This is a genomic window from Prochlorococcus marinus XMU1402 (genome assembly GCF_017696205.1).
Classification (GTDB): Bacteria; Cyanobacteriota; Cyanobacteriia; order PCC-6307; family Cyanobiaceae; genus Prochlorococcus_A; species Prochlorococcus_A marinus_AC.
This window is the reverse complement of record NZ_JAAORD010000002.1, coordinates 1-22597: the sequence shown is the minus strand read 5'-3', so window position 1 is coordinate 22597 and position 22597 is coordinate 1. Positions and strand designations below refer to the sequence as shown.

Here is a 22597-nt window from a genome sequence, read left to right as displayed (position 1 = left end):
TGGATATACTTAAGATGATTATTTAGAAATTAAAATAAATTTTTAAAATGAGGTTGATAGTTTATATATTTTTGATTAGTCAGTCATTAAATTTTCTAGGAGTCTTTGCAGAAAAAGTAAAAGAAGATTCATCTGAAATAAATAATATTATTTGGGAAAAGGTTGAAGAAAATAAATCTAAACCATTGAAAAAGATTATTTGGAAATTTTACAAAGGCGAAGAAAATTATTTTAAAAATGCAAATGAAGAAGGTTCTTCAATAAACCAGCTTGAGGGTGGAAAAAACGCATTAAGGGAGCCTCTAATTTGGCGCAATCGCTCCCTGCGGTTTTCTTTTGAGGAAATTGATATGCCAGATGAGGGTGAAAATATGGGTTTGTATAGTATAGGGGCTTACAATCTGTTTAATCCTTGGATGTACGGCGGTATAACACTTTTTGGTGCCGCGAGAGGACGCCGAGGTGGGTTCTTTACTGGAGGCTATACCTTAGGTATAGAACGTAAATTAACCGAAAACTGGAGCCTAGATACTGGAGGTTATGTTGGTGCCGGTGGCGGAGGTTCCGCCGCGCAAGGAGGAGGGTTGATGATTCGCCCTCATATCGGTCTCAAGTACGACTTTAGCTGGAGCACAGTAGGCCTGAATTATACTTACGTAGATTTTCCTAACGGAGATATTTCCAGCGATGCAATTGCTCTTTCACTGGAATTTCCCTTCAGTTCACCGATATTCAATTTGGAAGATGATGAGCTGACCGTGGCCAATCATTTCGGGTCAGAATACAGAAATGTTAGCAGCCACCGATCTCACCTAGCTGTACGCACTCGCGCCTATTCTCCCTCCAGCGGCAGCAGAACCACCTCTGGTGGCCCCCTTGATGAATCATTGGGGCTGGTCGGCGTTGAGTACTCTTATTTTCTTGATGAAAACTGGTTTGCAACTTTTGAAACTGCAGGTGCCGTATCAGGAGGTGTTGGTGGGTACGCTGAACTTTTGGCGGGGTTAGGCTATCGGATACCACTAACAAAGAGTGATCGTCTGGCTTTACTCCCTGCCTTAACCATTGGTGGCGCGGGTGGCGGTGCCGTCGAGACCGGAGGAGGATTTGTTGCTCGAGCAAATATAGGATTGGAATACCGACTTTCTCCTGATCTCAGCCTAATTACTGACGGCGGCTATCTCACCGCCCCAGATGGCAATTTTGATACCCCTTATTTTGGTTTAAATTTGACGCACGTAATGAAAACTTTTGCTCAGGATCAAAAAGGAGCACCTCTGACAAGAAAAGACCGTATAGAAACTACCAAATGGCGTTTTCGTCCAGCACATCAATGGTATTTTAATGCGCAACGTAGGGATACCCTTTCACGCGATATGCAACTGTTGGGAGGTAAAATTGACTGGATGAAAGGAGATTGGTGGTATCTTACAGGACAAGGATTAAGCGCGTATGCAGGAGGGGCTGGTGGCTATTCGGAGGGGCACTGGGGTGTAGGTGTTTTTAGCCCAAAATGGATGAACTGGAAAATCTATGGCGAAATGCTTATAGGTGCCGGAGGGGGAGGGGGCGTTGATAGTGGTAACGCCTTATTATATAAACCGAGTGTCGGGTTAGAGTACATTCTAAATAATGACTTCAGCTTTCAAACTGGCATAGGAAAAGTGATTTCTAATGATGGGAATTTGGATGCCAATACCTTGGATGCAAGTCTGGTTTGGCGTTTTAGGACCTCAAAATAAGCCTGTTTAAAACTTTTTATCTTTAATCTATTTGAGTTAACGAATCTGTAAGATCTAGCCATTACTTTTTAAGGATAAAAGTCTACTTTCTAACGCATTAAGCAATAACTTAGAGGGTTATATCCATTGCAATTCCATAATTTGAAAATTTTTACAGCTAAAAGATAAAATTCGCATCAATGAAAAATGCTCAACTAAAATAAATAGAAAGTACTGTTACAACAAAGGCAGCATATTGAAACCAATGCGTTCTTGAGTTATATGTACCATTTTTATCAAAATTAGAATACTCATTTAAAGGATTGGATATGCTATCCATCCAAATAATGTGTAGTTAATAATTACAGCCATGAAGCCTATCATTGCAAGCCTTCCATTTGTTCTTTCCGCAATGAACCAATAAGTATTTGGCCATTCAAAATTTTCCCCCATATTAAGTATTTGATCTCTTAATAGAGAATTCTTTTGAGAAGTATTGGCCTTATCAGAAATATCATTTTCTTTATTATCAATGTAGAAATTAGAATCGGGGTAGTAACTTTCGCTTCTAATATTATCTTCTTTTTTTTCAATCATTTTTTTAGAAATTGGAACTTTCTACATTTTAAAAACAAAAAAGGCTAAATAGGTTCAAAAGAGTAATCAAAAGTGCAAACGATAAATAACTTTTCTTTTAATACAGACTCTTGATATTAATTGTAATAGCATGATCTTAGTCAAGAGGTATTCTCATAGGGTCTCCTCATCGACCTAGTGTCAAATGGAATTTAGGAAGTAAAATCTCCTCAAATTTAATGAATGAAATCTATTCAATCTCGAATTAATATAGATTTAAATTTTAAATCCTTGACAAAAGATTTTCGCAATATTAAATATCATACAAATCAAGATGGAGATGGAGTTAGATATTATGCTTGCTCAACATTGTATAAGAAACGGAAAGAATTGATATTTCACAAGAATAAAGGTGCTTTTGTTCTAATCAATTGGGAAGTCCAAATAGGTAAAGATATTAAAAATCTCAGTGAAACTTTCAGCTTCACTCCCGAATTTGGAGATTTTATTGAATATAAAAATTTATTCGATTACATAAATCAAGTATGTCGCAAAGAAAAAAATATGAATATGAAAATTGTTGATCTTCAAATTGCTTGGCAGAAAGATTTTGTATTCAAAATAAACCCTCTAACTTTAGAACTAGGATCCCTATGGATAAGTGACTTAGAACAAAAAACGAAGAGCTATAAACTGGATAATAATGAATGGATTGAAATTTAATTTGCATTAATCTCAGAATTTGTTTATAAAAGTTTCCACCAAAAAATAATATGAGCAAAAGTAGCTTAAGCAATTAAAGCTTCAATTCATTCCCTCTAAGAAAGATTCAGAAGATATAAAAAAACTTGGCGGCCAATATTTCGAAATTAATTACAATATTACCCATACAGATCAAGAACTTTTACATAGATAAAGACTATTCACTGAACAAAAAAAAAGAGGGGCAAAGCTGGATTAGAAGTGCTAGTTTCTCATAAATGGCCTAAAGATTAATAACTAATTTTCTAACCACCCGCTACTTTTTCTTCCGCTAGTCGTTTTTTTAGAATCGAATAAGTTTGTGTAGCCCATTTTCGAGAAATATCAAGTTCAAAATCTAATTTCTCTCTAAGTGATTTGCCTATTTTAAATACTTCTTCGAAGCCTAGATAAATTATTACAAGCACCTTAGTTATATTTATCGCAACAGCCGATATGTTCTCAATTCTTTGATCTTGCATTTGAACTTATTCAATTCCACTAAAATTAACAGAGGAAAGAAATTATGCAAATGCAATGGCCTAAAGATTAAAAATAAATAGCAGAAAATTACAATAAATTAGAGAAAAATCTTATGGATGTTATCCTCATTGGGCAATGGCTATTAAGTATTGAAGGATTTTTTAAAAGAGCTTTGGCAGAATCATCACGACCCTTCCCATGCTATTTATGGAATAGTTGGGGTAATAGTATTGTTGGTAATCTATAATCGATTACTTAATAAATATCAGTAACAAGAAACCCTCCCAGAAATTCCAACTACTGAAAGGGTTATTAAATCGACTCGCAACTATATAAAGTCAATTTATGTCTTGCAGCAAACGTAAAGTGTGCTGACGAGGTTTGGCCTCAATTAATTTATAGCAAAAATATTAAAAATTACTTTTAAAGATTAAGATGGCTAAGTCTTTATGGTTGGTTAACTCAAATAGATCAAGGGTAAAAAGGTTTTTTGAAAATACAAATAATAAGGACCAACTGTTATGAATTGATTTTAAAGAGTCGGGGCGACAGGATTAGAACATGCGACCTAGTGCTCCCAAAGCACTCAACAGCCATAGTTCAGCACTAGGTTTTCAAACTATATCTGATCTTTTGTTGAGTTCTGTGAGGATTTTTGTGACAAATAAAGTAATATTTTTCATGAAAATATTAGTTAAGAAAAATTTAGCTAGCTTTTTATACAAGATATTGAATTATTTAAATCAATAAAAATTTTAGAGATGAAATATAGTTTTAGGAAATTAAGAACAAAAATTTTGGAATCATTTGATTACTTCGAATATCTAAATTCAATTTCATTTCATCCACCTGTTATGCTAATAACTTCATTGGTATTTTTCTATATAAGAAGAAAGATTTTATTAGCTGGCAAAAAACATTAGCAATCTATTTTATATTTATATTTTTTAAGGAGTCAAAAATTATATAAACAAAGCAAGTAATAAAAACAATTACATATATAGATTCCATTTAACTTATCTTTGTTATTGAACTGCTGAATCCATAAGTGAGAAAAATAAAACTTGCAAAAGTAACTCCAATCATTACTGTTGTGTAGAGTTTGTTTAGTTTGAAATTATTACTTGCTGATGAAAAGTCTGCAATAACAAAATTTTTCATTGAATATTTGTCTCTATTTTTGAAATTATTGCTGTTAACCAAACTGCCTAATATTGGATCTGTTGAAACTTTTATTTCTTGATTGACAACAGCATTTAAACCTTTATCTTCATTGAAAAATCTTGGAAACATATATGCATGCCATAAAGCTATTATTGCCACCCAAAAAACTACACTAACTCCTGCTAAACCAAAAAGTAAGAATCTAAAGGTTTCCATATTTGTTCTTTAATTAACTAAAATCTACATCAAAAAAAATATCTAAATATCGCAATCAAAAAAAATATACTTTAAATAAATCAATTAATCATTTCATGATGTTACTAATGATTAGAGACTATGTTATTAAAAGTTTTTCTTTAAATATAAGTTAATGATCGAATAATTTATTTTACTAAAAAAGACAAAATAATAATCACATTTATTATTACTTTTTAGAAATGGATTTTAGGATTTTACTTGTTATTACTCCAATAATATTCTCATGGATATTCACAGTCTTTTGGTTAGGTAGGTGGGATGTATTTAGATTAACACCACTAGGATTACCAAAGAAGGGAGTAGCTCCTTTTAAAAATTATCAAGTATGGAAAGATTCAGCATTAATTCCTGACACTGGTAGACCAGCAGAAGGTTATCCAGTATTTACTGTAAGAACCGCAGCAGTCAATGCACTAGGGATTCCAACTGTTTTCTTCCTTGGAGCAATATTGGCAATGCAGTTTAAAACTTATTAATAAAAATTTGATGGACATTAGATTTTTAATTGTTGGAGCACCATTTTTAATCGCATTTTTTTATACCTTGTTTTGGCTAAAAAAATGGGGTGCTTTTAATTCTGCGAATAATAATTTGCCAAAAAATATTTCTATTAAAAATGAATCAATAGAAGAAAGTTATATTTTTGAGAATATCTTTTTAACAAAAAATTAATCAAATTTACTTACCCTTTTAATTAATACATTCTCATGATTCCAATAGAACAGTATTTGTTTTTTGCAGTTTCTCTTTATGCATTTTTTTATCTTTCAATAACTATAGTAAGTACATTAATTAGTTTTTCCTAAGCAATAATCACATAAAATATTAAACACTTACTTGTATAAAATTAATCTTCCTGTATTTTAAAACTCATTATATAAATATATAAGTAGATATTAGGGCAATCTACTAACCGCTAGCTTTGATAAAGCGGTTCGTAATGAGAACCTCCCTTTGACCTCATTTTCTTTTTCGCAATCTTAGAAAATGAGGTTTAAATATTTTTTAATAGTCATGAATATTAAATTAAATTCTTAATTAAAACTCTAAATTATTAAATATTATTCCTTCTTATGTATATTATTTACTTTTTAAAAAAGAGTTTTTTCTTTATAAAGAATATGTAGATATTTGGCGAATCTGCAACGGTATAGATTCCGTCTCTATGAACCTAGCCAACGAAAATATTCCTAACTACGTTTTAGTTATTTTAGTAGTTAGGAATATTTTTATTTATTACACCTTTTAAAGTAATTTTTTCTGAAAATCAAATGATCAATAAATCAAGTAATGAGTCTACATTAGAAAAAATTTATAAGAATTTGGAATCTGGAATGCCAGAGAATAAATCTATTAAAGAGTATGCTCTCCCTAATGCGAGACAGTGGCTTGGTGGAAGATTCGTTGCTATATGGGTTTTACCTATTTATTTTTTAAGAAAAATCGCAAAGTTTTCTGCTTCTTCAGCCTTTGTCAAGCCATATTCTCCTTCTGTAAATGGGCCATCTTATAAACAACCTGAAACTCTATTTACTTCTTTACGAAGTGTTTTCAGGGGTGAAGATCATTTAAGATTTTTTGATCATAGATTTATTGGTATTTGGGTATTGCCTATTGGTTTGACTGGAATTGTTTTTGAAGTACTTTTTATATCTCCTACTAAGAATACTTTCCCTTTCAATTAAGCATATTTTGTCCGCAATCATTGAGGACAGAATATAAGAAATTAAAAAGACAGACTGGAAAAACTCTCTAAGAATTGGATTATTATAGTCGGGGGCTGCAGGATTTTAACCTTCGACCTAGTGCTCCCAAAGCACTTAATAGGAAAATAGAGCACTTATTCTACAGATCATTCCTATTCTTTGAAGAATTAACTAAAGTTATTAATTAAGTTAATAAACACAATTTGTTGGTTATTTGTTGGCGAATATTTGATTACTTATTTCGAAAAAAGTTTTAAAGGAAAAAAAAACTTTGAAAATGCTAAATTTAAAATAAATACTTACTTGAAATTTAATGAACATAAAATCATTTTTGATTTTTGGTACCATTTTGGCTACTCCAGTATCATGCTTGGCAGAAGAATTTTCCATTTCTTTTGAATGGGGAGATATAAAAAAATGTACAACTGGTTATCCAAACAAAGTATCAAATCCAATTTTTACTCTCAATAATGTACCTAAAGGCACAAAATTTATCAAATTTAAAATGAAAGACAAGAATGCTCCAAGTTTTAATCATGGCGGAGGAAAAATTGAATACTTTGGAGAAAATGTAATAGAGCCAGGTGCATTTATATACAAATCTCCTTGCCCACCAAGCGGAACACATACCTATGAGTGGACAGTTACTGCGCAATCTAAAAAAAGTGGCGGGAAATTAGCTGTTGCGAAAGCAAGAAAAGAATATCCTTGAAATTCTTGAAATTATTAAATTTGTTGGCTATTTGTTGGTAGCGATGAGCCAACAAGTAAAAGCAATAAAAAAGCAGGTCTGGGTAACTCGCTAGTATGAACTTGATTTGATAGAGTCGGAGCAATAGGATTAGATCCTGCAACCTAGTGCTCCTAAAGCATTTAACAAATCTATTAGGACACTTTGTCTACACGCAATGACTAAATAGATGCGGGGTTTGCTTAATTTGACATGACAAACTTGCATATATTTGACGGCATATTGACGGCCATTTGAATTTGTTAATTGAACTTGTTGCCACAAGAGTTTAACTTCATTTCTAAGGCTTCTAGCCCACCAGGTCTTCTCACTTTAAGTTGTTGCATTATATCAACTATTGAAACAGCAAAATTCAAACCTTCGCTGGAGGTTTTACCAAATGTATTTACTCCAATAACTTCTCCATTCTCGTTTAAAAGAGGCCCTCCACTATTACCGGGATTTATTGCAGCATCAGTTTGAATTAATGAAGAGCCACTCATAACAATTGAATCAAAGTCACTTCCTGATCTTCTCAAAGCGCTTACAATCCCCCTAGTAACTGTGTTTGACAAACCAAGAGGAGAGCCTAATGCAACCACATCTTCTCCTGCCATTGGATAATTTGAATAGCAGATAGGCAATGCTTTTGGAAGATCAGTGCCCTTTACATCAATGATTGCAAAATCATCTTCTCTACTTATAAAAGTAACTTTACCTTTATATTGTCTTCCGGAAACAGTATCAATAAGGATTTCTTTATTGGATGCTCCACTAACAACATGCCTATTGGTAAGTATAGTACCTCCGTCAGTAATAAAAAAACCAGTCCCTTGCCCACTTCCAGCTCTTACAGTAACTACACTGGGAAGTGAGCTTCCTGCAATTTCTTTAATTGAGGGATTCTTTTTTATGTTTTTTATGTTTATAGCAATCTTTGGTAAATCCCATTTTTTAATTGATTTTTTATAAAGAAGAGATAGTTTTTCAACAGTTTTTTCTCCTATAGGAACTACAGTACGTCGTACTCTTATTGATAATCCATCATAGGTTTTTGCGTTTTTGATATCGTTTACAAATCTATTAGGAAGCATAAATTTGCCATCATCTCCGTACAAAGAATAAGTTCTCCCAGCGAATTTTACTTCTAGAGGGGAAGGTAAATCTCCACCATCTGTTTCATATCCTGCAGTGCAAGCTATAAGACCGCAACCTGCTTTTAAAGTCCAAATGCCTCTTACATAATCTGATGACCACTTTGTAAAAACGGTGGATTCATATGGATAACTAAATTTATAATTCCGATCATAAACAACATACTCAGTACTCCCATCAAAACTAGATGTGGATTTAACTATCTGCTCATAAGGAACTTTATTTCTTCTTGGGATTCTGTTCCACAATATGTCACTTTCCATTTCAACAACAGAAAGGCCAGTATCAGGATCAATTAGTTCTTTTCTCTTAGGTCGGCCATCTTTATCAACACAATCCTTATGTTTACCTCTGTGAACTGGAGATTCACAATTAATTTTCGCTGCAATTGAACTTTCTGATAAAGAGGAGAAGGTGGATAGACCAAAGAAGCTCCCAAAAGAAATTATTGAGATTATTGATTTTTTTAAACGCATTAACAAAAGCATCGTTGCTAAATAATAATGTGATTGTCATATGTTTTCCACCTTTCTTAAAAATAGTTCTAATAAAAAATTGTTTTGACGGTAATTTGACGGCTCTAGCTGCCGTCGTATTTTTCCGATAAGAAAGAGAGTCTGGGAAACTCTCTAGTATGACTTGGTTTTTAAGAGTCGGAGCGACAGGATTCGAACTTGCGACCTAGTGCTCCCAAAGCACTGGGCGTTATTTTTAAGAAAGTACTGAGACTTTACTTATAGCTTTAATAAAAACAATAATTTTGGTAATTTTGATATGTAATCAGTCTCATTATTCATACTTGTTATTACATGTATTTACCCTCTAGCTCCCCCTCCAAAACATAATTAAGTTTCCAAAGAACTGCTGTAAGTTCATAATAGTCTTAGATAAGAAAATACTTTTAGTACTGAAGCTAAAAATGTATGAAAAATAACCTTTCTAAATATTTATATAAAAAAGCAAATAATATAGGTTTAAATAGTCTCTCATCAAATTCAATAGTTCTTTTTAATAAGACAATTCTTTGTATATTTAATCAAAAATTTGAAGAGGCCCAATTAGCATACAAAGAATTGGTTTATGAGTTACATAATCAATATAAAAATGGCCAAATTAATCTCGTAGGAAATTCTGCTCTTAAACATTTCATTCAATTATTAAATGACATCTCTCAAAGAAGACTTAATCCAGAGGCTCTCAAATCAATAAAACTTAAAGGTTCAGAAATTACTGGGTTTCAATTAACACAAATATTGAGTGTTATTTATGAAAAGGCTAATCAAAAACTTCTTAAAGAAAAAGAAGAAAAAGAGTTAAGAGAGAAACGAGAAAGACAGATAAAGATAGAAAAAGAGAAAGAAGCAAAATTAAAAATAAGGAAAATTTTAAATACAACTAGAAATGGGATAAGGATAAATTGGAACTTGAATATCAAAAAAATTGCAGAAGAAATTGGTCAGAATTTGGAATTAAGCGACTTGATTGAGATCAAAAAAGAAATAGCTACTGAATGGATTAAAGAAATTGGATTAAGAGCGCCAACTGAAGAACAAATTAAATTCATTATTGATACTGATTCTTCTATAAGAATGACCGCAAGAGCGGGTAGTGGTAAAACCGAAATGGTAGCAACAAAAATTATTTTCTTAATTTACTATCTTGGGTATTCTCATGATGAATTACTTGCATTAACATTCAATGTTTCAGCTAGGGAAGATTTAAAAAATAGAGTTTTAAAACTTATAAATAAGGCTGAATTAAAAAATAAACAATATTTCCCAATTATGAATTTTGACAGATTATCAAATTCATTTTCTAAAAGGGATAAAAAAATAGCTAGGGATCTTGAGCAAAATCAAATAATAAAAAGGATCGTTAAGGAATTTCTTAATAAAGAAAATGTAAATTCTTCAAAGTTAAAAAGTTTATTATTAAAATCATTTAGATCAGATTGGGAGAAATGGATTAATGCCACTGAAAAATATACTCAAAAAGAGTTAAATCAACTCAGGTATAAATTAAAAAATGAAACGATTAATGGAGTTGTTATTAAATCAAGGGGAGAGAAAAGAATTGGCGATTTCTTATTTGAACATGATATAGATTTTATCTATGAGAGACCTTTTAGTTTTAAAGGAAAGAAAATTTATCCTGATTTTTATCTGCCTAAAGAGAAATTAATAATTGAATATTATGGACTATTAGGAAATAAAGAGTATGAAGAGGAAGTTGAATATAAACAAGAATTTTACGGAAGAAATAAATATTTGATACTTGAGCTTACAAAAGAAGACTTCCAAACTTTTGGAGCTGATTTCATGGAAGGACGAGAAGAGGATTACTTTATGCTCACGAAGAAGCTCAAGAATATTTGCGAAGAAAATAATTTAAATCTTAAAATTAAGAGACTATCTGATGAAGAAATTATTGAAAAAATTAGGAGAAAAATAGAATTAGCTTTTGAAGAACTTGTTGAACAATCTGTAAATAGATTAAATACAATTTCGAATGATCTAAATGAAATTGATGACTTTATATTTAACTACGAACCTATTACTGATGAAGAAAAAGACTTTATTGATCTTTTACCAAGCATTTATAAAAAATATAAACACTATTTGAAAGAACAAAAAATGACTAATTTCCCTGAAATTATGTGGAATTGTATTTCAAAGATAGAAAGTGGGGAAACAAATTTTGAAACTGAAAAGGGGAATATTAAAGTAAATTTCAAAAAATTAAAATTCCTTTTTATTGATGAATTTCAAGACTTTTCTTTCATTTATCAGGAATTGATAAAAACTATCCTAAAAGTTTCAAATAACTTATTAATAAATGCTGTAGGTGATGATTGGCAAATGATTTATAGGTTTATGGGTTCAGATTTGAAATATTTTAATAATTTCGCAAATTATTTTAAAAACCCAAAAGAACTTTTTTTAACGACAAACTTCAGAAGCGCAAAGCCCATAGTAGATTTTTGTAATTCAATAATGGAAAATAATGGGGTAATTTCAAAATATAGTGATTCAAACCATAAATTAAAGGGTGAGATTTTTAACTTTAAATTAAATGAATTAGAGATGGTTGAATCTGAAAGTTTCTTATTTAATTCCGACATTATCATCTCCTCATTGTTAAGAGTTATACCTTTCCTAATCAAAATTACAAATTTTGAATCAAGATTTAGAAGTCAAGTTGAAAAACGTATAGAAGAAAAAATTAAATTCTCTTATGTCTTATCACGTGTTAAAAATCTATCGCTAAGGTTAAGGAGAGATGATAATAATCTAAAATTTATAGAAGAGAAAAAAGATAATGGTATAAAACTTCTTGAAGAGTTTCTAGCTAAGGTTTATCAAAAACATCTTTATTCTTATGCAGTAAAGGCATCAACTGCACATAGTGCTAAAGGCGGTGAAGCTGACACTGTAATAATTATCAATCCTCACAATTTTGGTAAAATTCATCCAAGTTCTCAATTTATGAGAATATTTGGTGATTATCCTGAAGTTCTAATTGAAGATGAAAGGAAACTTTTTTATGTTGCCTGTTCTCGAGCGAAGGAAAAACTGATTTTTTTGTCTGAAAAAGATAATTCTATTTCTGAATTTATTAAAGATGAAAAAATAATTCCAACAGAAAAATGGGCTAAATTTCCATACAAAAGAAAAGTTATTCCAAATCTTTTTAGAATTGATATTAGAAACATACCCAACCAAAAATCATTTCTATATGAGAAAAGGAATGAGTTAGAAGCCTATGGTTTTAAACTAGAATATCTAAATGAAATAGCTATAAGGAGAAAAGTTCTGAAAACTTCATTGAAAGAGGCTGCAGAAGAGATTATAGAACTAATCGATAAACTAAAAGGCTGTGATCTATATTTCATACTTTTAGATTCTGCTGACCGTAAAATATTTGATTGGCCTGGCAATCTTTCTACTAAGGATTTCTACGATTCATTGGAAAAATAACTTTTTTTAAAAAGTTAAAAAAAGAAAAGATGTTTAGTATTCTTTTATAAATCCCTTTTTTTTTAAAAAATTTTTTGGGAAGATTTTATTGATCTATTAATGATAGATACGTAATTAAAATGGAAAAAATAAACAAATCTACAATGAGTAATTTTTTTATGGAATATTTAACTAATCTTTGGAATAATCAACCAAATATATTTATTGGAGGAGGTTTAGCAACATTAGTATTGTTAGGAATTTATATAAAATTACTCGATATTTATCAATGAAAATTAACTCGCAAGGGTGGAGCTTAATTTTTAGTATGGGAGCAATTATTTGCTTATTGCTTATCTAATGGAAGAAGAAAGAAAAAAACTGGAAAAGATGTATCAAGAGTTAAACGAAGAAGATACAAATATAAAGAAATGGAATCAGGCGCTAATTCCAAAAACAATATTATTATTCCCTCCAATAGCTTTTGCTTTAACTTTTCTAAAAATAAATACTGATAAATCATTAATAGATTTACTTGGATTTGTTGCTATGGGATGTTTATTAGTTTCGGGAGGTATTTTTTTAAATTATCTTTTATCTAAAGGCAAGTAATGGAGAGATTTATTCTTATAAATAATGAAAGAAATAGGATAAAAGTATTTGAACCATTTGAGGATGTATCGAAGCCTAGTCCCAGTATTGATGCAATGATGATTAGTTATGGATGCGTATATAAAAGGAGTAGTAAACCAGTTATGAAGGGAAGCAGAGTTGAAACTATCGAAGCAGCTAGGAAGGAATATAAACAACTACTGGATGAGGGATGGAAGAAAACAAGTATCTTCAGGAGTTATTTCTAGTTATTAGTAGGCACATTTTAGATCAAAGTACTTCAAACGAGTGCCCCCTAGAGTGCCCCTTTCGCAAGATGAGACAGTAAGAAATAAAAAAGCGAGTTGGGAGACTCGCTAGTATGACTTTGTTTTTAAGAGTATAAGCGACAGGATTCGAACCTGCGACCTAGTGCTCCCAAAGCACTCGTGACTATTTCTCTAATATTCTTGAGACTTTTGTTATGGCTTGAATAAATAGTAGTTATAGTAACCAATTTGAGACAGAGTATTGCAAACTGCTATTGCATGACATTAAATGATATTAGTCAGGAGGGGCTCTTCAACTTCACGAGTGCTATATGAAAGCCAGGGCAGAAGCTAACCAGTGGAGCTATTAATACTATATATAAGGAATAATTTCGAAATGAATAAAGATAAAAAAGTATTTAAGAGCTTTTTATTAATAATGGGTGGAGCTTTTATTTTTCCTATTGTTCAGAACCTGTTTGAGGAAGTTTTTAATTTTATATTGATGAGGTTTTATTTCTTCCAGGTTCAATACCTACCTTTTAGGCTTTTCCGTGATGATTTTCCTTATTGGGGGTCTATTTATATGTTGCAGGATATTCTTGCTTTTGTCACTACAGTTAGCTTAGTGGTTTTTCCTATCTACATTTATTTAAAATATAGACTCTGGAAATAAGGAGTAATTATTAGAGGGCTGATAGATATTCAGTTGATTATTTTTTTAATTTTTTCTAAATTCCATTTATCAAATATTAATTTCATTTCTCTTTCGTAGTATCTTACCTTCTTTGCGAAAGGTAGTGCTTGAATAATTATCCCAAAGGGAAATTTTAAAAAAGAAGAAACATAAACAATATAAAACTCTACGAATGAAGGTTTGGGAGGAAGAGGTAAATTTTTTATATATGCCCAATCAATGCAAGGTTTTAGTTGCTTATCACTAGCGATAATATTTTTTTTACATCTCCACCAAGAGAATAGATAAATGCAAATAAAAATCGGTAAAGGAAGAAGTCGCAACATTAAATATCAAAGATTATTTTTCTTCTCTTTAATTCTATAAATGATATTTGATTTTTATTCGAAATTCGTTTCTATATATATAGAGAAGTTTTTAACATGCAAGATCGAAAAACTATAGCTATCTCCGAGATAGTAAAAATAATTGAAGAGTGCAGATATAATGATGAGCTTGCTGAGGGTTATAAGAGGGAGATATTAGACCAGGAAAAAGTATATGACTAGAGGGGCAAAAGGAGCACCAATAGGTGCAAGTAATAGCAAGCTATAGCTCAGGAGGGGCTACTAGAGGGGCAAATCTAAATATGAGACTACTTACAAAATAAAAAAGACAGCTTAAGAATGCTTTCTATGACTTGGTTTTAGAGAGTCGGGGCGACAGGATTCGAACCTGCGACCTAGTGCTCCCAAAGCACTTAACAAGCCCAGTTGGGCACTATGTCTACAGACCATGTCTAAATAGTTGCGGGGTATTGCGTATTTTCTCCTGAAAAATTGGGCATTATTTGTCGGCAATTTGTCGGCAATTTATATATTCGGAACGATTCCATGTAATATTTAATTGATTGACAGTCGATCTAAACTTAGAGGGATAAAACCCTCTTTTTTTATGAAAAGATTTTATTTATTACCTCTTTCCCTGATAATGCTAACAGGCTGTAAATATGGATCTTATTACGAAGCAAAAGAGGCTTGCAATGAATGGTCTAATAAAGTTCCTAATTATGCAATAGGCAATAGTAGCTTTAAATTTAGATATTGTCGTAAAGAGGAAGAAACAAGTCAAGTTCTTGGATTTGAATACATAAATATAAAACCTATTATTTATAAATATTCAGATTTTTACAAAATTAAAGATCCAAGTGCAACCAAAATTAAAAAAAGATTTAAGTATTAAATGAAACGCTTCTTATTTCTTAGCCATATCATTTCTCAATTTTTAGTACCAGTTGTTGCTCACCCATTTGATTTCTCAAAACCTATAGAAACTACATGTCTTCAAATGACATCAAATCAATATGCAGTAGGTGGACTTGGAGAGGGTATTAAGTGGGAAATTTTAGGAGCATGTGATGTAGAAATAGATCCTCGTAATAAAGGATTCGTCAAAAGTCTTACTGTTTATCCTTACCAAAAAGAAAGATCATCTTTTTATTTAGAACGAATTGAAAATGGACTGCACCAAGGACTAAAACCATACCAAAATCCAAGTGGCAGATTGGTTCACTGTCTTTGGAGAACTAAGAAGCACCTCAAATCTATTTGTGCAATTAATAATTGGCACTAGATCAAAAGATTAATAGATAAAAAAAGAGGATAAATCTGCACCAAAACTTCAAAATGTTTTTCTAATTTCGTAATTGTCGTATTGAATAACTCAGAATATCTATGAATAACTAAGAAAAATCAGGCATTTGTCGGCTTTTTGTCGGCTGAAGTAACCGACATAATTTCCAATAAAAAAGCGAGTCTGGGTAACTCGCTAGGATGACTTGGTTTTTAAGAGTCGGGGCGACAGGATTCGAACCTGCGACCTAGTGCTCCCAAAGCACTCGATCAGCAAAATGCGACAGCACCCATGAGAACGAAGTGAGGCTATGACTTTAGTTTGAAATATTTGTTATCAAAATGAGTCTCAAGAATTGTCTTATATGCAGCAAAGTGTTGCAAAGTTAAGCATTTGATCGCCCGAGGATCGCCCGCTTGCGACCTAGTGTTTAAAAATGTAATCCAAATCCATTTTTTTTCTTTACTGATTGATATCCAGCCCTTACGAATTGAGTATTATCAGTCCCTACATCATAGAGAGTATAATTTTTGCCTGCTCCAACACCAATGACAGCTTTTTGAGGAACCTTCTGCTCCTTCTTATGATTTCCGGTTAAATCGTGTACTTCCGAATTAAGAATCCCCTCTGTTAATTCCAAATGAAATTGTTGTGTACTTCTCGCAGTAAATAATCTGTTTACTTGAAGACGTGTAAGTCTATCCAGGAGTGTTAATGGCGGGGTATCTAATGTTAAATCGTCGCCAACATCTTTTGAGCTCCCGTGAATTAAACCACAATCAAGTTCAACAAATCCAAATTGAAGTGCTGCTATCCAATCAAGAAATGATTTATCAACAGCATTTATTAGAGATTTGACCACTTCTTCACCTTTATTTATTCTCAAAGCTTCAGCTCTTTGATTGCCACGGTAACCACTTTCTAAGAGGATTTGTTCTTCCCACCAACCATATATGCACCATGGTTGTAAATCATTACTTTTTGGATTAATTAATCTGTGTAGAAGTTTATTACAGTTTTTTTCAGGGCCTATCATATCCCCCAAAACAAAGAGGGTTATGTTCCCAGGAGTTTTTTTTAAATCTTTTTGAATAAGTTCATAAGTATCTAGATCCCCTTTTAACCCACTTATAAGTGCCCAGCGTTCTATCATCTTTCACAAACATGAGAAGCATCTTCAGCTCGTTCGGCAAATTCAAATCCGTTTTTTAAACGCCATGCAAAAATCGGAGGAAGACCAGCATTTATTATTGCTTTGCAGGTAAGTTCGATATCATATTCAACTTCTCTAATTTTTACGTCATTAGTGATGTCGTTATAAACCACATAAGTAGCTTTAGTTCCTCCATGCCGTGGCTCTCCCACTGAACCTGCATTTACTATTCTTCGCATCGGCAAATTCATTTCTTTCTTTTGAATATCTTTCGAACCACTGTTTTTGACCTTTACGGCAATTGAACCATTTGCTAGTTCACGTATATAAGGTTGATGAGTATGTCCACAAAATAGAATCTCGGCTTTGGCATTTTCAACTCTCTCAAGAGCTGCGAATGCATCCATATCGGGCAGCAGATATTCATGTTGACTATTAGGACTACCATGAACAAAAAGACATTTATCTTTACGAATTGAGTAGGGTAAATTAGCTAAAAAATCCTTATTTTCTTTTGTTAATTTTTCCGTAGTCCATTGATGAGCGAAATGACCTCTCCTTTCAGCGATCTGAGAAGGGTAACTACAATCGCAGGCATCTAATCCATCAACTACATCTTCGTCCCAACAACCCTGACAAGTGGCAATTTTTTTCTCTTTGATTAACTCAATAACCTCATTAGGTTGAGGACCATAACCTACTAAATCTCCAAGGCAGGTAATATTCGTAATCCCTTGTAATTCAATATCTTTTAATACGGCTTCTACTGCAGGTAGATTTGCATGTAAACATGAAATAACAGCTTGATTCATTTTTAATTAATTTCGAGAAGTTTGTAATTGTGAATTTCTAAGTGTGGCTTGATGATGCTCTAGAACAGCATCACTAAGAAGGCAATTATTGATAGTTGATTTTATTAATTGGAAGTTTAAGTTTTTCCCCTGTATGACAATTTCAGAGTGTCTTTCTGGTCTTCCATTAAGAGGAGCAACTTGATTTAAGGTTTGATATTGAGAACCTTTCTGAGTCAATATCCAGTTAAACAAGATATAACGACCATCTGGTAAGTTCATTAATGCTTTTGCTCTATATACGTCTCCATAAGCACCGTTCACTAATTCGAACCAAAAAGTATTTAAACTTGCAGGATCCCAAATATTTTTTTTGAGGTCAATACTACATGATTCAATTGCTTTAAAATCTAAAGTATCCTTTATTGGTAATTCTAGATCTCTGCCAAAATGCAAATATTTATTTGGTTGAAGATTATTTATTTCAAGCTCTTTTATAACTCTCAAATCAATACCACTAATACCCTGAAATTTAGGTATGAAAAATTGAGGAAATTCAATAATAATCAAAATATTCTCTTTCTCTACCTCTAAGGGCAATTTTGAACTTGACAAATCTAATAAATTAGGAATTTGATCTTTCAAAAAAGCAAAATCAATTTTTGAATTTATTGCTTGCTCTAAATTAATTTCTGAATATCCGCCAAGACGTACATAACCACAATTTCCAGAGTGATTCTTAAAAGTATTTAGTATCCAACTTGTCTTACCGCATCCTGGAGGCCCTGATATTATCCAAGTTTGACTCATAAAAAACTACCTGATGTATAAAATTTACACCAAAATGAAAATGAAAATCATTTTTGTTTGTGTTTTTAGATATTTCTTATGAGAGGAAATAAAAAAATTCAGAGAAATTACGCAGCTAATAAAGTGAGAACATTATGGAATGCTTGTTATTGAATTAAAAAATAATTAATCTATGTACTAAGTGTATTTAAAAATTGAGTTCTTTAACTATTACCAAGGCTGCTTCAAATGAATTGCTCAGGCAATCAATTTATCGTGGTACACCTGGAGAAATATTCCTATATTTGCAACCTGATATTCTTGATGATGGATGGATGTTTCTGAGAGTTAATATCTGGGAAAAATCAGGAATTCCGATTGCAAGAACTGATGGCTTAACTGTCTACGCTCCAGAATCTCAAAAAAGTTTACTAGATGAACTATCACTTGATCATTATCAGGATTTATCCGGAGGAGGATTCTTGATTAGTACTCCAAAAGGCGCGACAAAAAGTTCTTGTGGTTCGGGTTTTAAATTTAATAAATAAAAACCTATTTAAAATGAAAAAATGATTATTTTGAAAGACTATTAACTCGCAAGGGTAGATCTTAATTTTTAGTATTGGAGCAATGGTCTGTTTAATATTGCTTATTTAGTTGTTTTAGCGGGCGTTGCAGTATGCAAAGCTATGCAAGGTATAGCAAATGATCGCCCAGGGATCGCCCAAGGACTATTTAAGAATCGTGAGAAGTCAATCGGGGCGACAGGATTCGAACCTGCGACCTAGTGCTCCCAAAGCACCGCACACCCCATTAGCATCACTAGGTTTTTAAGCTATAACTTATTTCTTGCGTGATGTTGCGTTGTTTCTCCAGATAAAGTTTGATATATTTGTCCGCAATTTGTCCGTAATTAAAAACAAATTTTTTTATTGAGGTAGGATAAATTAAGATTTTTTTATCTTTTTAATAGTAAATAAAGATTGTTGATCAGTTATGAAATTGAAATCTGAAATTGCTTTTTCTAATTTCTTGAGAAATTTTTCTTATGAATCTGATAATTCTCCAGCGACACAATATGTATTAAAGAAAATCAGCTTTGAAGTTGATCCTCTTCTTAATTTTGATAATAAAAAACCTCACTTAAATCATATCTTAGATTTTTATAGAAAAATTGAAAGCGAATTACTATTAAGAAACTATTTAAGTGATTCAATAAATAAAGAAGAATATCAGAAAGCATTTGAAGAATATGAATCATCTTTTAGCAATCTTAATGAGATTTTTGGGACTTCAGGATCAAAAACTTATGAATACAAAGATGCAAAATCTTTTTGGAAAGACTTGGATATTAAATGTTGCTTGAAAGTAATTGTTAAATCTATGAATAAAGCTTTGACAATTGAATCTGATGAATCTTTTGAAGATTATAAAAGTCTCATTAAACATAAAAAATGGTTGGAAGAATCTGAGAATATTTCTGAGGGAAGTCTTGAAATACCTGAATTTGATCAAGCGTCTAAGAATGAATTAGATATACAACAAATCGAATTTGAAGATGAAAACAACAAATATGATTTAAGTAAGAAATATTATGAAAATCCTTTTTCTCCTATTGATGAAGTAGACGATAAAGAAAATAATTATTTTGATATTTCTGATGAAGACGCTTATCAAAATGCTGTAGATGCTGCGGAAGATAGAGCTAATTATATTAACGAGGAGTCTCTTAGAGAAATTGCTCAAGAGGTAGAAGAGCAAATGTCCTTGAAATCTGAATCCGGTGAAATTGAAGAACAGATATTTGATTTAGCTGATTCAGATGATTTTCAGAAAGAAGTTAATGATAATGATTCTTTTAATGATAGAAATAATCATACTTTTATTGATTAAAAACCTAATAAAGGTTTTAAAAATAACTCAAAAAGTAAACTCATTTCTAATAAAAAAGATATTAATATCTAATCTTTTATGCGCTTTAAAGGGTTTTTGTCCGCTATTTGTCCGTTTTTTCTGCGGACATAATTTAGCCAATAAAAAAGACAGGCTGGGAAACCTGTCTATAACTTGGATTCTAAGAGTCGGGGCGACAGGATTCGAACCTGCGACCTAGTGCTCCCAAAGCACCCGCGCTACCAAGCTGCGCCACGCCCCGCTCATAAGATATTAATTCATAAGCAGCTTTTATAAAAGACCTTTTATAAAATATTATGAATGATTAATTATCTTATTTAGTTTTGCTAACCGCCGCTAACTTTTGCAGCTAAAAAACTTTTTTTATAAATTATTCCAGAAACATATTAAAGATTTAATTATCTAAGGATTGATATTTTTTTAAAGAGCTCGATTTTTTTGATTTTTGTCTTTTGTCCTATCTTTCATCTTCTTAATGAATTCATTGATTTGTCTCGAGGAGAGACTGAACCATTCTTTAACACTTCAAATTTTTATAAAAATCTTATTTCCTCACATTTATTAAATCTATCTTTTTACAAAAAAGATCATTTGAAAATAAAATAAAACATCTTTATTTTGAAAATAATAAATTTATGTAGTTTTTTCATAATATTATTACTTTAAGCAATTAATTTTTAACCTTCATCATTAGATTTAAAGAATGAAAAAATTCGAAGATTTAATTAATACCTATAAAGATTTTCCTGAAAAAGGAATCGATTTTAAAGATGTTCTTGGAATTCTTCATGAGCCTAAAGTTTTCAATGAAATAATTATGAGTATGAGTGCAAGTAAAATTATTCAAAATTCTGAAGCAATAATTTCTATTGATGCTAGAGGTTTTATTTTTGGTTCTGCAGTTTCTCTAATATCTTCAAAACCAATGATTGTCGCTAGAAAACCTGGAAAACTTCCAGGAGAAATAGTAAAACAAAACTACAATTTAGAATATGGAGAGGATTCTCTTTCGATTCAAAAAAGTTCTCTAGATAAATTCAATAATTTCGCAATTATTGATGATATTCTTGCTACTGGAGGAACGGTTGGGTGTGTTGCAAGTCTACTATCAAAAAATGATAAACAAATTAAAGGATTTTTAACAGTAATTGAATTGATAAATTTGGGAGGAAGATCGAAATTTAATTTTCCTATTGAATCATTATTAAAAATGTGAAAATTCATAATAACGATATAGTTTGGAAGGATTTTAAATATTTTATGTAGTTAGATTCCAAAAATTAATCAAAAACTAAATTTTGACTTCGTATTAAAAAAATTGTTTAGTTTAAATTAAACCAATAGATCCGGCAGTGAAACCAACTATTAAGAAAAAGGCAAATTCAGTTAAGTCTCTAGGCAGTGAATTTACAAGAAAGTTAATTTGAGTCATTTAACCTTGTGCTCCTCAGGTATTTAAGTTTTAAAAAATATAACTAAATATTTTTTTTGTTGAGGTAAAAATCATCTTTTTTTTCTTTTTTCTAAAGAATTGGGCATAAGTAATTCTTAAAGACATAATCTTTTTTTAGTCTTCCTAACTCAAATATCTTAAAAGTTAAAATTTTTTTTAATGCTATATTTATTAGGGTTAATTAGTATTAGGTTATGGATTATAAAAAAAAGTCTATTAAAAAAATGAACCTTGCTGGTTCATACGAAGAAATAGATACTAGACTTGCCTCCGGTTGGTACGTTGATTCAGTGGGATCTAACAAGAAAAAAAACTATAAAACTAAGGAAGTCGCATTTAAGATATCTAAAAAATCTAATTAAATTTTCAAATTAATTATTAATTTATTGAGTCAAGATATTTGAAATTACCAATAAAAAGTAATGTTTAGGTTAAAAAAGTGTCACATTTATCTAAAACTGTACTACTTAATACTTGATTTTTCTTGCTTAAATGCACTATCTTAAGGTGTACTCTAAATTTCGTGTGAGGAAATTTATGAAGCTATTTAAAAGCTTACTTGTAGCTCCTGCGACATTAGGTCTTCTAGCTCCTATGTCTGCTACAGCTAACGAAGTTACTATTAGTGACTTCACGCCTGCTGAACAACTTGCTATTACTAACAGCCGTGTAGACGGATTAGAAGCAAGAATGAACAATATCGAAGCAGGTAGTTTTTCTGAAACTACAACTGCAACATTCAGCGCTAACTTCTACGCTGGTATGTTCTATGACGACGACGGTGGTAACGATCGCGATGACAACCTTACAACAGGTTATGATTTCGGAATCGCTTTAAA

The 22597-nt window shown here is 31.5% G+C and carries 25 protein-coding genes, 2 tRNA genes and 1 pseudogene; 18 read left to right on the top strand and 10 right to left on the bottom strand.

Translation table 11 applies throughout. The annotated features are described in order from the left end of the window. Positions 1 to 47: 47 nt before the first annotated feature. A complete protein-coding gene (locus HA141_RS06225; RefSeq protein ID WP_209118005.1) occupies positions 48 to 1742 on the top strand; it encodes a hypothetical protein in 1695 nt (564 codons plus the stop codon). 294 nt (positions 1743 to 2036) lie between these two features. Here HA141_RS06225 and HA141_RS06220 read toward each other — a convergent pair whose 3' ends face one another. Then, complete coding sequence (locus HA141_RS06220; RefSeq protein ID WP_373921815.1) at positions 2037 to 2315, bottom strand: high light inducible protein; 279 nt, start codon at positions 2313 to 2315, stop codon at positions 2037 to 2039. 225 nt (positions 2316 to 2540) lie between these two features. Here HA141_RS06220 and HA141_RS06215 point away from each other — a divergent pair, with 225 nt between their 5' ends. Then, entirely contained in the window at positions 2541 to 3020 is a 480-nt protein-coding gene (locus tag HA141_RS06215; protein ID WP_209118000.1) for a hypothetical protein, read from the top strand. 284 nt (positions 3021 to 3304) lie between these two features. Here HA141_RS06215 and HA141_RS06210 read toward each other — a convergent pair whose 3' ends face one another. Next, positions 3305 to 3520 (bottom strand): hypothetical protein, encoded by a 216-nt coding sequence (locus tag HA141_RS06210; protein WP_209117998.1) that lies wholly within the window; start codon positions 3518 to 3520, stop codon positions 3305 to 3307. Between the two features lie 113 nt (positions 3521 to 3633). On the opposite strand from HA141_RS06210, the gene HA141_RS09710 reads away from it, so the two are divergent. Then, on the top strand, positions 3634 to 3768 hold the full coding sequence (locus tag HA141_RS09710) for a hypothetical protein (RefSeq protein ID WP_257473155.1): 135 nt from the start codon (positions 3634 to 3636) through the stop codon (positions 3766 to 3768). Positions 3769 to 4532: 764 nt separating this feature from the next. On the opposite strand, the gene HA141_RS06205 is transcribed toward HA141_RS09710, so the two are convergent. After that, positions 4533 to 4901 (bottom strand): hypothetical protein, encoded by a 369-nt coding sequence (locus tag HA141_RS06205; RefSeq protein WP_209117996.1) that lies wholly within the window; start codon positions 4899 to 4901, stop codon positions 4533 to 4535. Between the two features lie 221 nt (positions 4902 to 5122). On the opposite strand from HA141_RS06205, the gene psbF reads away from it, so the two are divergent. The 4 genes from psbF to HA141_RS06185 all read left to right on the top strand — a co-directional run bounded on the left by psbF (position 5123) and on the right by HA141_RS06185 (position 7361). Continuing rightward, positions 5123 to 5419 (top strand): cytochrome b559 subunit beta, long form, encoded by a 297-nt coding sequence (gene psbF / locus HA141_RS06200; RefSeq protein ID WP_209117994.1) that lies wholly within the window; start codon positions 5123 to 5125, stop codon positions 5417 to 5419. Positions 5420 to 5429: 10 nt separating this feature from the next. Next, positions 5430 to 5615, top strand: a complete 186-nt coding sequence (locus HA141_RS06195) for a hypothetical protein (RefSeq protein WP_209117992.1) — start codon at positions 5430 to 5432, stop codon at positions 5613 to 5615. A gap of 599 nt (positions 5616 to 6214) precedes the next feature. Next, positions 6215 to 6628, top strand: coding sequence for a hypothetical protein (locus HA141_RS06190; RefSeq protein WP_209117990.1), 414 nt, complete (start codon positions 6215 to 6217; stop codon positions 6626 to 6628). Positions 6629 to 6962: 334 nt separating this feature from the next. Beyond that, positions 6963 to 7361 (top strand): YbhB/YbcL family Raf kinase inhibitor-like protein, encoded by a 399-nt coding sequence (locus HA141_RS06185; protein WP_209117988.1) that lies wholly within the window; start codon positions 6963 to 6965, stop codon positions 7359 to 7361. Positions 7362 to 7642: 281 nt separating this feature from the next. On the opposite strand, the gene HA141_RS06180 is transcribed toward HA141_RS06185, so the two are convergent. Beyond that, entirely contained in the window at positions 7643 to 9010 is a 1368-nt protein-coding gene (locus tag HA141_RS06180) for a S1C family serine protease (RefSeq protein ID WP_209117986.1), read from the bottom strand. A 447-nt stretch (positions 9011 to 9457) separates the two neighbouring features. On the opposite strand from HA141_RS06180, the gene HA141_RS06175 reads away from it, so the two are divergent. From HA141_RS06175 to HA141_RS06160, 4 genes are all read left to right on the top strand, one after another. Next, positions 9458 to 12511: a UvrD-helicase domain-containing protein gene (locus HA141_RS06175; RefSeq protein ID WP_209117984.1), complete on the top strand. Its 3054-nt coding sequence runs from the start codon at positions 9458 to 9460 to the stop codon at positions 12509 to 12511. 119 nt (positions 12512 to 12630) lie between these two features. Continuing rightward, on the top strand, positions 12631 to 12783 hold the full coding sequence (locus HA141_RS06170) for a hypothetical protein (RefSeq protein WP_209117982.1): 153 nt from the start codon (positions 12631 to 12633) through the stop codon (positions 12781 to 12783). Between the two features lie 67 nt (positions 12784 to 12850). Continuing rightward, the gene (locus tag HA141_RS06165; protein ID WP_209117980.1) at positions 12851 to 13102 is read left to right on the top strand and encodes a hypothetical protein; all 252 of its coding nucleotides are present in this window, start codon (positions 12851 to 12853) and stop codon (positions 13100 to 13102) included. Next, complete coding sequence (locus HA141_RS06160; protein WP_032520425.1) at positions 13102 to 13350, top strand: DUF1651 domain-containing protein; 249 nt, start codon at positions 13102 to 13104, stop codon at positions 13348 to 13350. The genes HA141_RS06165 and HA141_RS06160 overlap by 1 nt, the downstream gene beginning before the upstream one ends. Before the next feature lie 705 nt (positions 13351 to 14055). On the opposite strand, the gene HA141_RS06155 is transcribed toward HA141_RS06160, so the two are convergent. Continuing rightward, positions 14056 to 14373: a hypothetical protein gene (locus HA141_RS06155; protein WP_209117977.1), complete on the bottom strand. Its 318-nt coding sequence runs from the start codon at positions 14371 to 14373 to the stop codon at positions 14056 to 14058. A gap of 607 nt (positions 14374 to 14980) precedes the next feature. Here HA141_RS06155 and HA141_RS06150 point away from each other — a divergent pair. Continuing rightward, positions 14981 to 15268: a hypothetical protein gene (locus HA141_RS06150; RefSeq protein WP_209117975.1), complete on the top strand. Its 288-nt coding sequence runs from the start codon at positions 14981 to 14983 to the stop codon at positions 15266 to 15268. After that, the gene (locus tag HA141_RS06145) at positions 15269 to 15658 is read left to right on the top strand and encodes a hypothetical protein (protein ID WP_209117973.1); all 390 of its coding nucleotides are present in this window, start codon (positions 15269 to 15271) and stop codon (positions 15656 to 15658) included. A 430-nt stretch (positions 15659 to 16088) separates the two neighbouring features. Here HA141_RS06145 and HA141_RS06140 read toward each other — a convergent pair whose 3' ends face one another. The 3 genes from HA141_RS06140 to HA141_RS06130 are packed head-to-tail and all read right to left on the bottom strand — an operon-like array spanning position 16089 to position 18412. After that, positions 16089 to 16811 carry a phosphoesterase gene (locus HA141_RS06140; protein ID WP_209117971.1) on the bottom strand — a complete coding sequence of 241 codons (723 nt, stop codon included), beginning with the start codon at positions 16809 to 16811 and terminating at the stop codon, positions 16089 to 16091. Then, a complete protein-coding gene (locus tag HA141_RS06135) occupies positions 16808 to 17623 on the bottom strand; it encodes a metallophosphoesterase family protein (protein ID WP_079293447.1) in 816 nt (271 codons plus the stop codon). Before HA141_RS06135 ends, HA141_RS06140 begins: the two co-directional genes overlap by 4 nt. 6 nt (positions 17624 to 17629) lie before the next feature. Beyond that, positions 17630 to 18412 (bottom strand): GTP-binding protein, encoded by a 783-nt coding sequence (locus tag HA141_RS06130; protein WP_209117969.1) that lies wholly within the window; start codon positions 18410 to 18412, stop codon positions 17630 to 17632. A 194-nt stretch (positions 18413 to 18606) separates the two neighbouring features. Between HA141_RS06130 and HA141_RS06125 the strand changes: the two genes are divergently transcribed. Further along, the gene (locus HA141_RS06125) at positions 18607 to 18939 is read left to right on the top strand and encodes an AIR synthase (protein WP_079293443.1); all 333 of its coding nucleotides are present in this window, start codon (positions 18607 to 18609) and stop codon (positions 18937 to 18939) included. Between the two features lie 208 nt (positions 18940 to 19147). Here the strand turns inward: HA141_RS06125 and HA141_RS06120 are convergent. Beyond that, positions 19148 to 19204: transfer RNA gene (locus HA141_RS06120), tRNA-OTHER, on the bottom strand. Between the two features lie 183 nt (positions 19205 to 19387). On the opposite strand from HA141_RS06120, the gene HA141_RS06115 reads away from it, so the two are divergent. Then, positions 19388 to 20284, top strand: coding sequence for a hypothetical protein (locus HA141_RS06115; RefSeq protein WP_209117967.1), 897 nt, complete (start codon positions 19388 to 19390; stop codon positions 20282 to 20284). 188 nt (positions 20285 to 20472) lie between these two features. On the opposite strand, the gene HA141_RS06110 is transcribed toward HA141_RS06115, so the two are convergent. Then, positions 20473 to 20546, bottom strand: a tRNA-Pro gene (locus HA141_RS06110). Positions 20547 to 21008: 462 nt separating this feature from the next. Between HA141_RS06110 and HA141_RS06105 the strand changes: the two genes are divergently transcribed. The 3 genes and pseudogenes from HA141_RS06105 to HA141_RS06095 all read left to right on the top strand — a co-directional run. Then, the gene (locus tag HA141_RS06105; protein WP_209117965.1) at positions 21009 to 21521 is read left to right on the top strand and encodes an adenine phosphoribosyltransferase; all 513 of its coding nucleotides are present in this window, start codon (positions 21009 to 21011) and stop codon (positions 21519 to 21521) included. A gap of 431 nt (positions 21522 to 21952) precedes the next feature. Further along, positions 21953 to 22120: a hypothetical protein gene (locus HA141_RS06100; protein ID WP_209117963.1), complete on the top strand. Its 168-nt coding sequence runs from the start codon at positions 21953 to 21955 to the stop codon at positions 22118 to 22120. A 175-nt stretch (positions 22121 to 22295) separates the two neighbouring features. Continuing rightward, positions 22296 to 22597: pseudogene (locus HA141_RS06095) on the top strand (porin); the annotation flags it as partial.

What these genes read in the sequence shown, in the direction of transcription:
- HA141_RS06205 (WP_209117996.1), bottom strand. Translation starts at nt 4,901, where the DNA reads ATGGAAACCTTTAGATTCTTACTTTTTGGTTTAGCAGGAGTTAGTGTA.
- HA141_RS06100 (WP_209117963.1), top strand. Translation starts at nt 21,953, where the DNA reads ATGGATTATAAAAAAAAGTCTATTAAAAAAATGAACCTTGCTGGTTCA.
- HA141_RS06180 (WP_209117986.1), bottom strand. Translation starts at nt 9,010, where the DNA reads ATGCGTTTAAAAAAATCAATAATCTCAATAATTTCTTTTGGGAGCTTC.
- HA141_RS06185 (WP_209117988.1), top strand. Translation starts at nt 6,963, where the DNA reads ATGAACATAAAATCATTTTTGATTTTTGGTACCATTTTGGCTACTCCA.
- HA141_RS06175 (WP_209117984.1), top strand. Translation starts at nt 9,458, where the DNA reads ATGAAAAATAACCTTTCTAAATATTTATATAAAAAAGCAAATAATATA.
- HA141_RS06145 (WP_209117973.1), top strand. Translation starts at nt 15,269, where the DNA reads ATGAAACGCTTCTTATTTCTTAGCCATATCATTTCTCAATTTTTAGTA.
- HA141_RS06105 (WP_209117965.1), top strand. Translation starts at nt 21,009, where the DNA reads ATGAAAAAATTCGAAGATTTAATTAATACCTATAAAGATTTTCCTGAA.
- HA141_RS06210 (WP_209117998.1), bottom strand. Translation starts at nt 3,520, where the DNA reads ATGCAAGATCAAAGAATTGAGAACATATCGGCTGTTGCGATAAATATA.
- HA141_RS06165 (WP_209117980.1), top strand. Translation starts at nt 12,851, where the DNA reads ATGGAAGAAGAAAGAAAAAAACTGGAAAAGATGTATCAAGAGTTAAAC.
- HA141_RS06135 (WP_079293447.1), bottom strand. Translation starts at nt 17,623, where the DNA reads ATGAATCAAGCTGTTATTTCATGTTTACATGCAAATCTACCTGCAGTA.
- HA141_RS06115 (WP_209117967.1), top strand. Translation starts at nt 19,388, where the DNA reads ATGAAATTGAAATCTGAAATTGCTTTTTCTAATTTCTTGAGAAATTTT.
- HA141_RS06130 (WP_209117969.1), bottom strand. Translation starts at nt 18,412, where the DNA reads ATGAGTCAAACTTGGATAATATCAGGGCCTCCAGGATGCGGTAAGACA.
- HA141_RS06170 (WP_209117982.1), top strand. Translation starts at nt 12,631, where the DNA reads ATGGAAAAAATAAACAAATCTACAATGAGTAATTTTTTTATGGAATAT.
- HA141_RS06155 (WP_209117977.1), bottom strand. Translation starts at nt 14,373, where the DNA reads ATGTTGCGACTTCTTCCTTTACCGATTTTTATTTGCATTTATCTATTC.
- HA141_RS06150 (WP_209117975.1), top strand. Translation starts at nt 14,981, where the DNA reads ATGAAAAGATTTTATTTATTACCTCTTTCCCTGATAATGCTAACAGGC.
- HA141_RS09710 (WP_257473155.1), top strand. Translation starts at nt 3,634, where the DNA reads ATGGATGTTATCCTCATTGGGCAATGGCTATTAAGTATTGAAGGATTT.
- HA141_RS06190 (WP_209117990.1), top strand. Translation starts at nt 6,215, where the DNA reads ATGATCAATAAATCAAGTAATGAGTCTACATTAGAAAAAATTTATAAG.
- psbF (WP_209117994.1), top strand. Translation starts at nt 5,123, where the DNA reads ATGGATTTTAGGATTTTACTTGTTATTACTCCAATAATATTCTCATGG.
- HA141_RS06195 (WP_209117992.1), top strand. Translation starts at nt 5,430, where the DNA reads ATGGACATTAGATTTTTAATTGTTGGAGCACCATTTTTAATCGCATTT.
- HA141_RS06215 (WP_209118000.1), top strand. Translation starts at nt 2,541, where the DNA reads ATGAAATCTATTCAATCTCGAATTAATATAGATTTAAATTTTAAATCC.
- HA141_RS06140 (WP_209117971.1), bottom strand. Translation starts at nt 16,811, where the DNA reads ATGATAGAACGCTGGGCACTTATAAGTGGGTTAAAAGGGGATCTAGAT.
- HA141_RS06225 (WP_209118005.1), top strand. Translation starts at nt 48, where the DNA reads ATGAGGTTGATAGTTTATATATTTTTGATTAGTCAGTCATTAAATTTT.
- HA141_RS06160 (WP_032520425.1), top strand. Translation starts at nt 13,102, where the DNA reads ATGGAGAGATTTATTCTTATAAATAATGAAAGAAATAGGATAAAAGTA.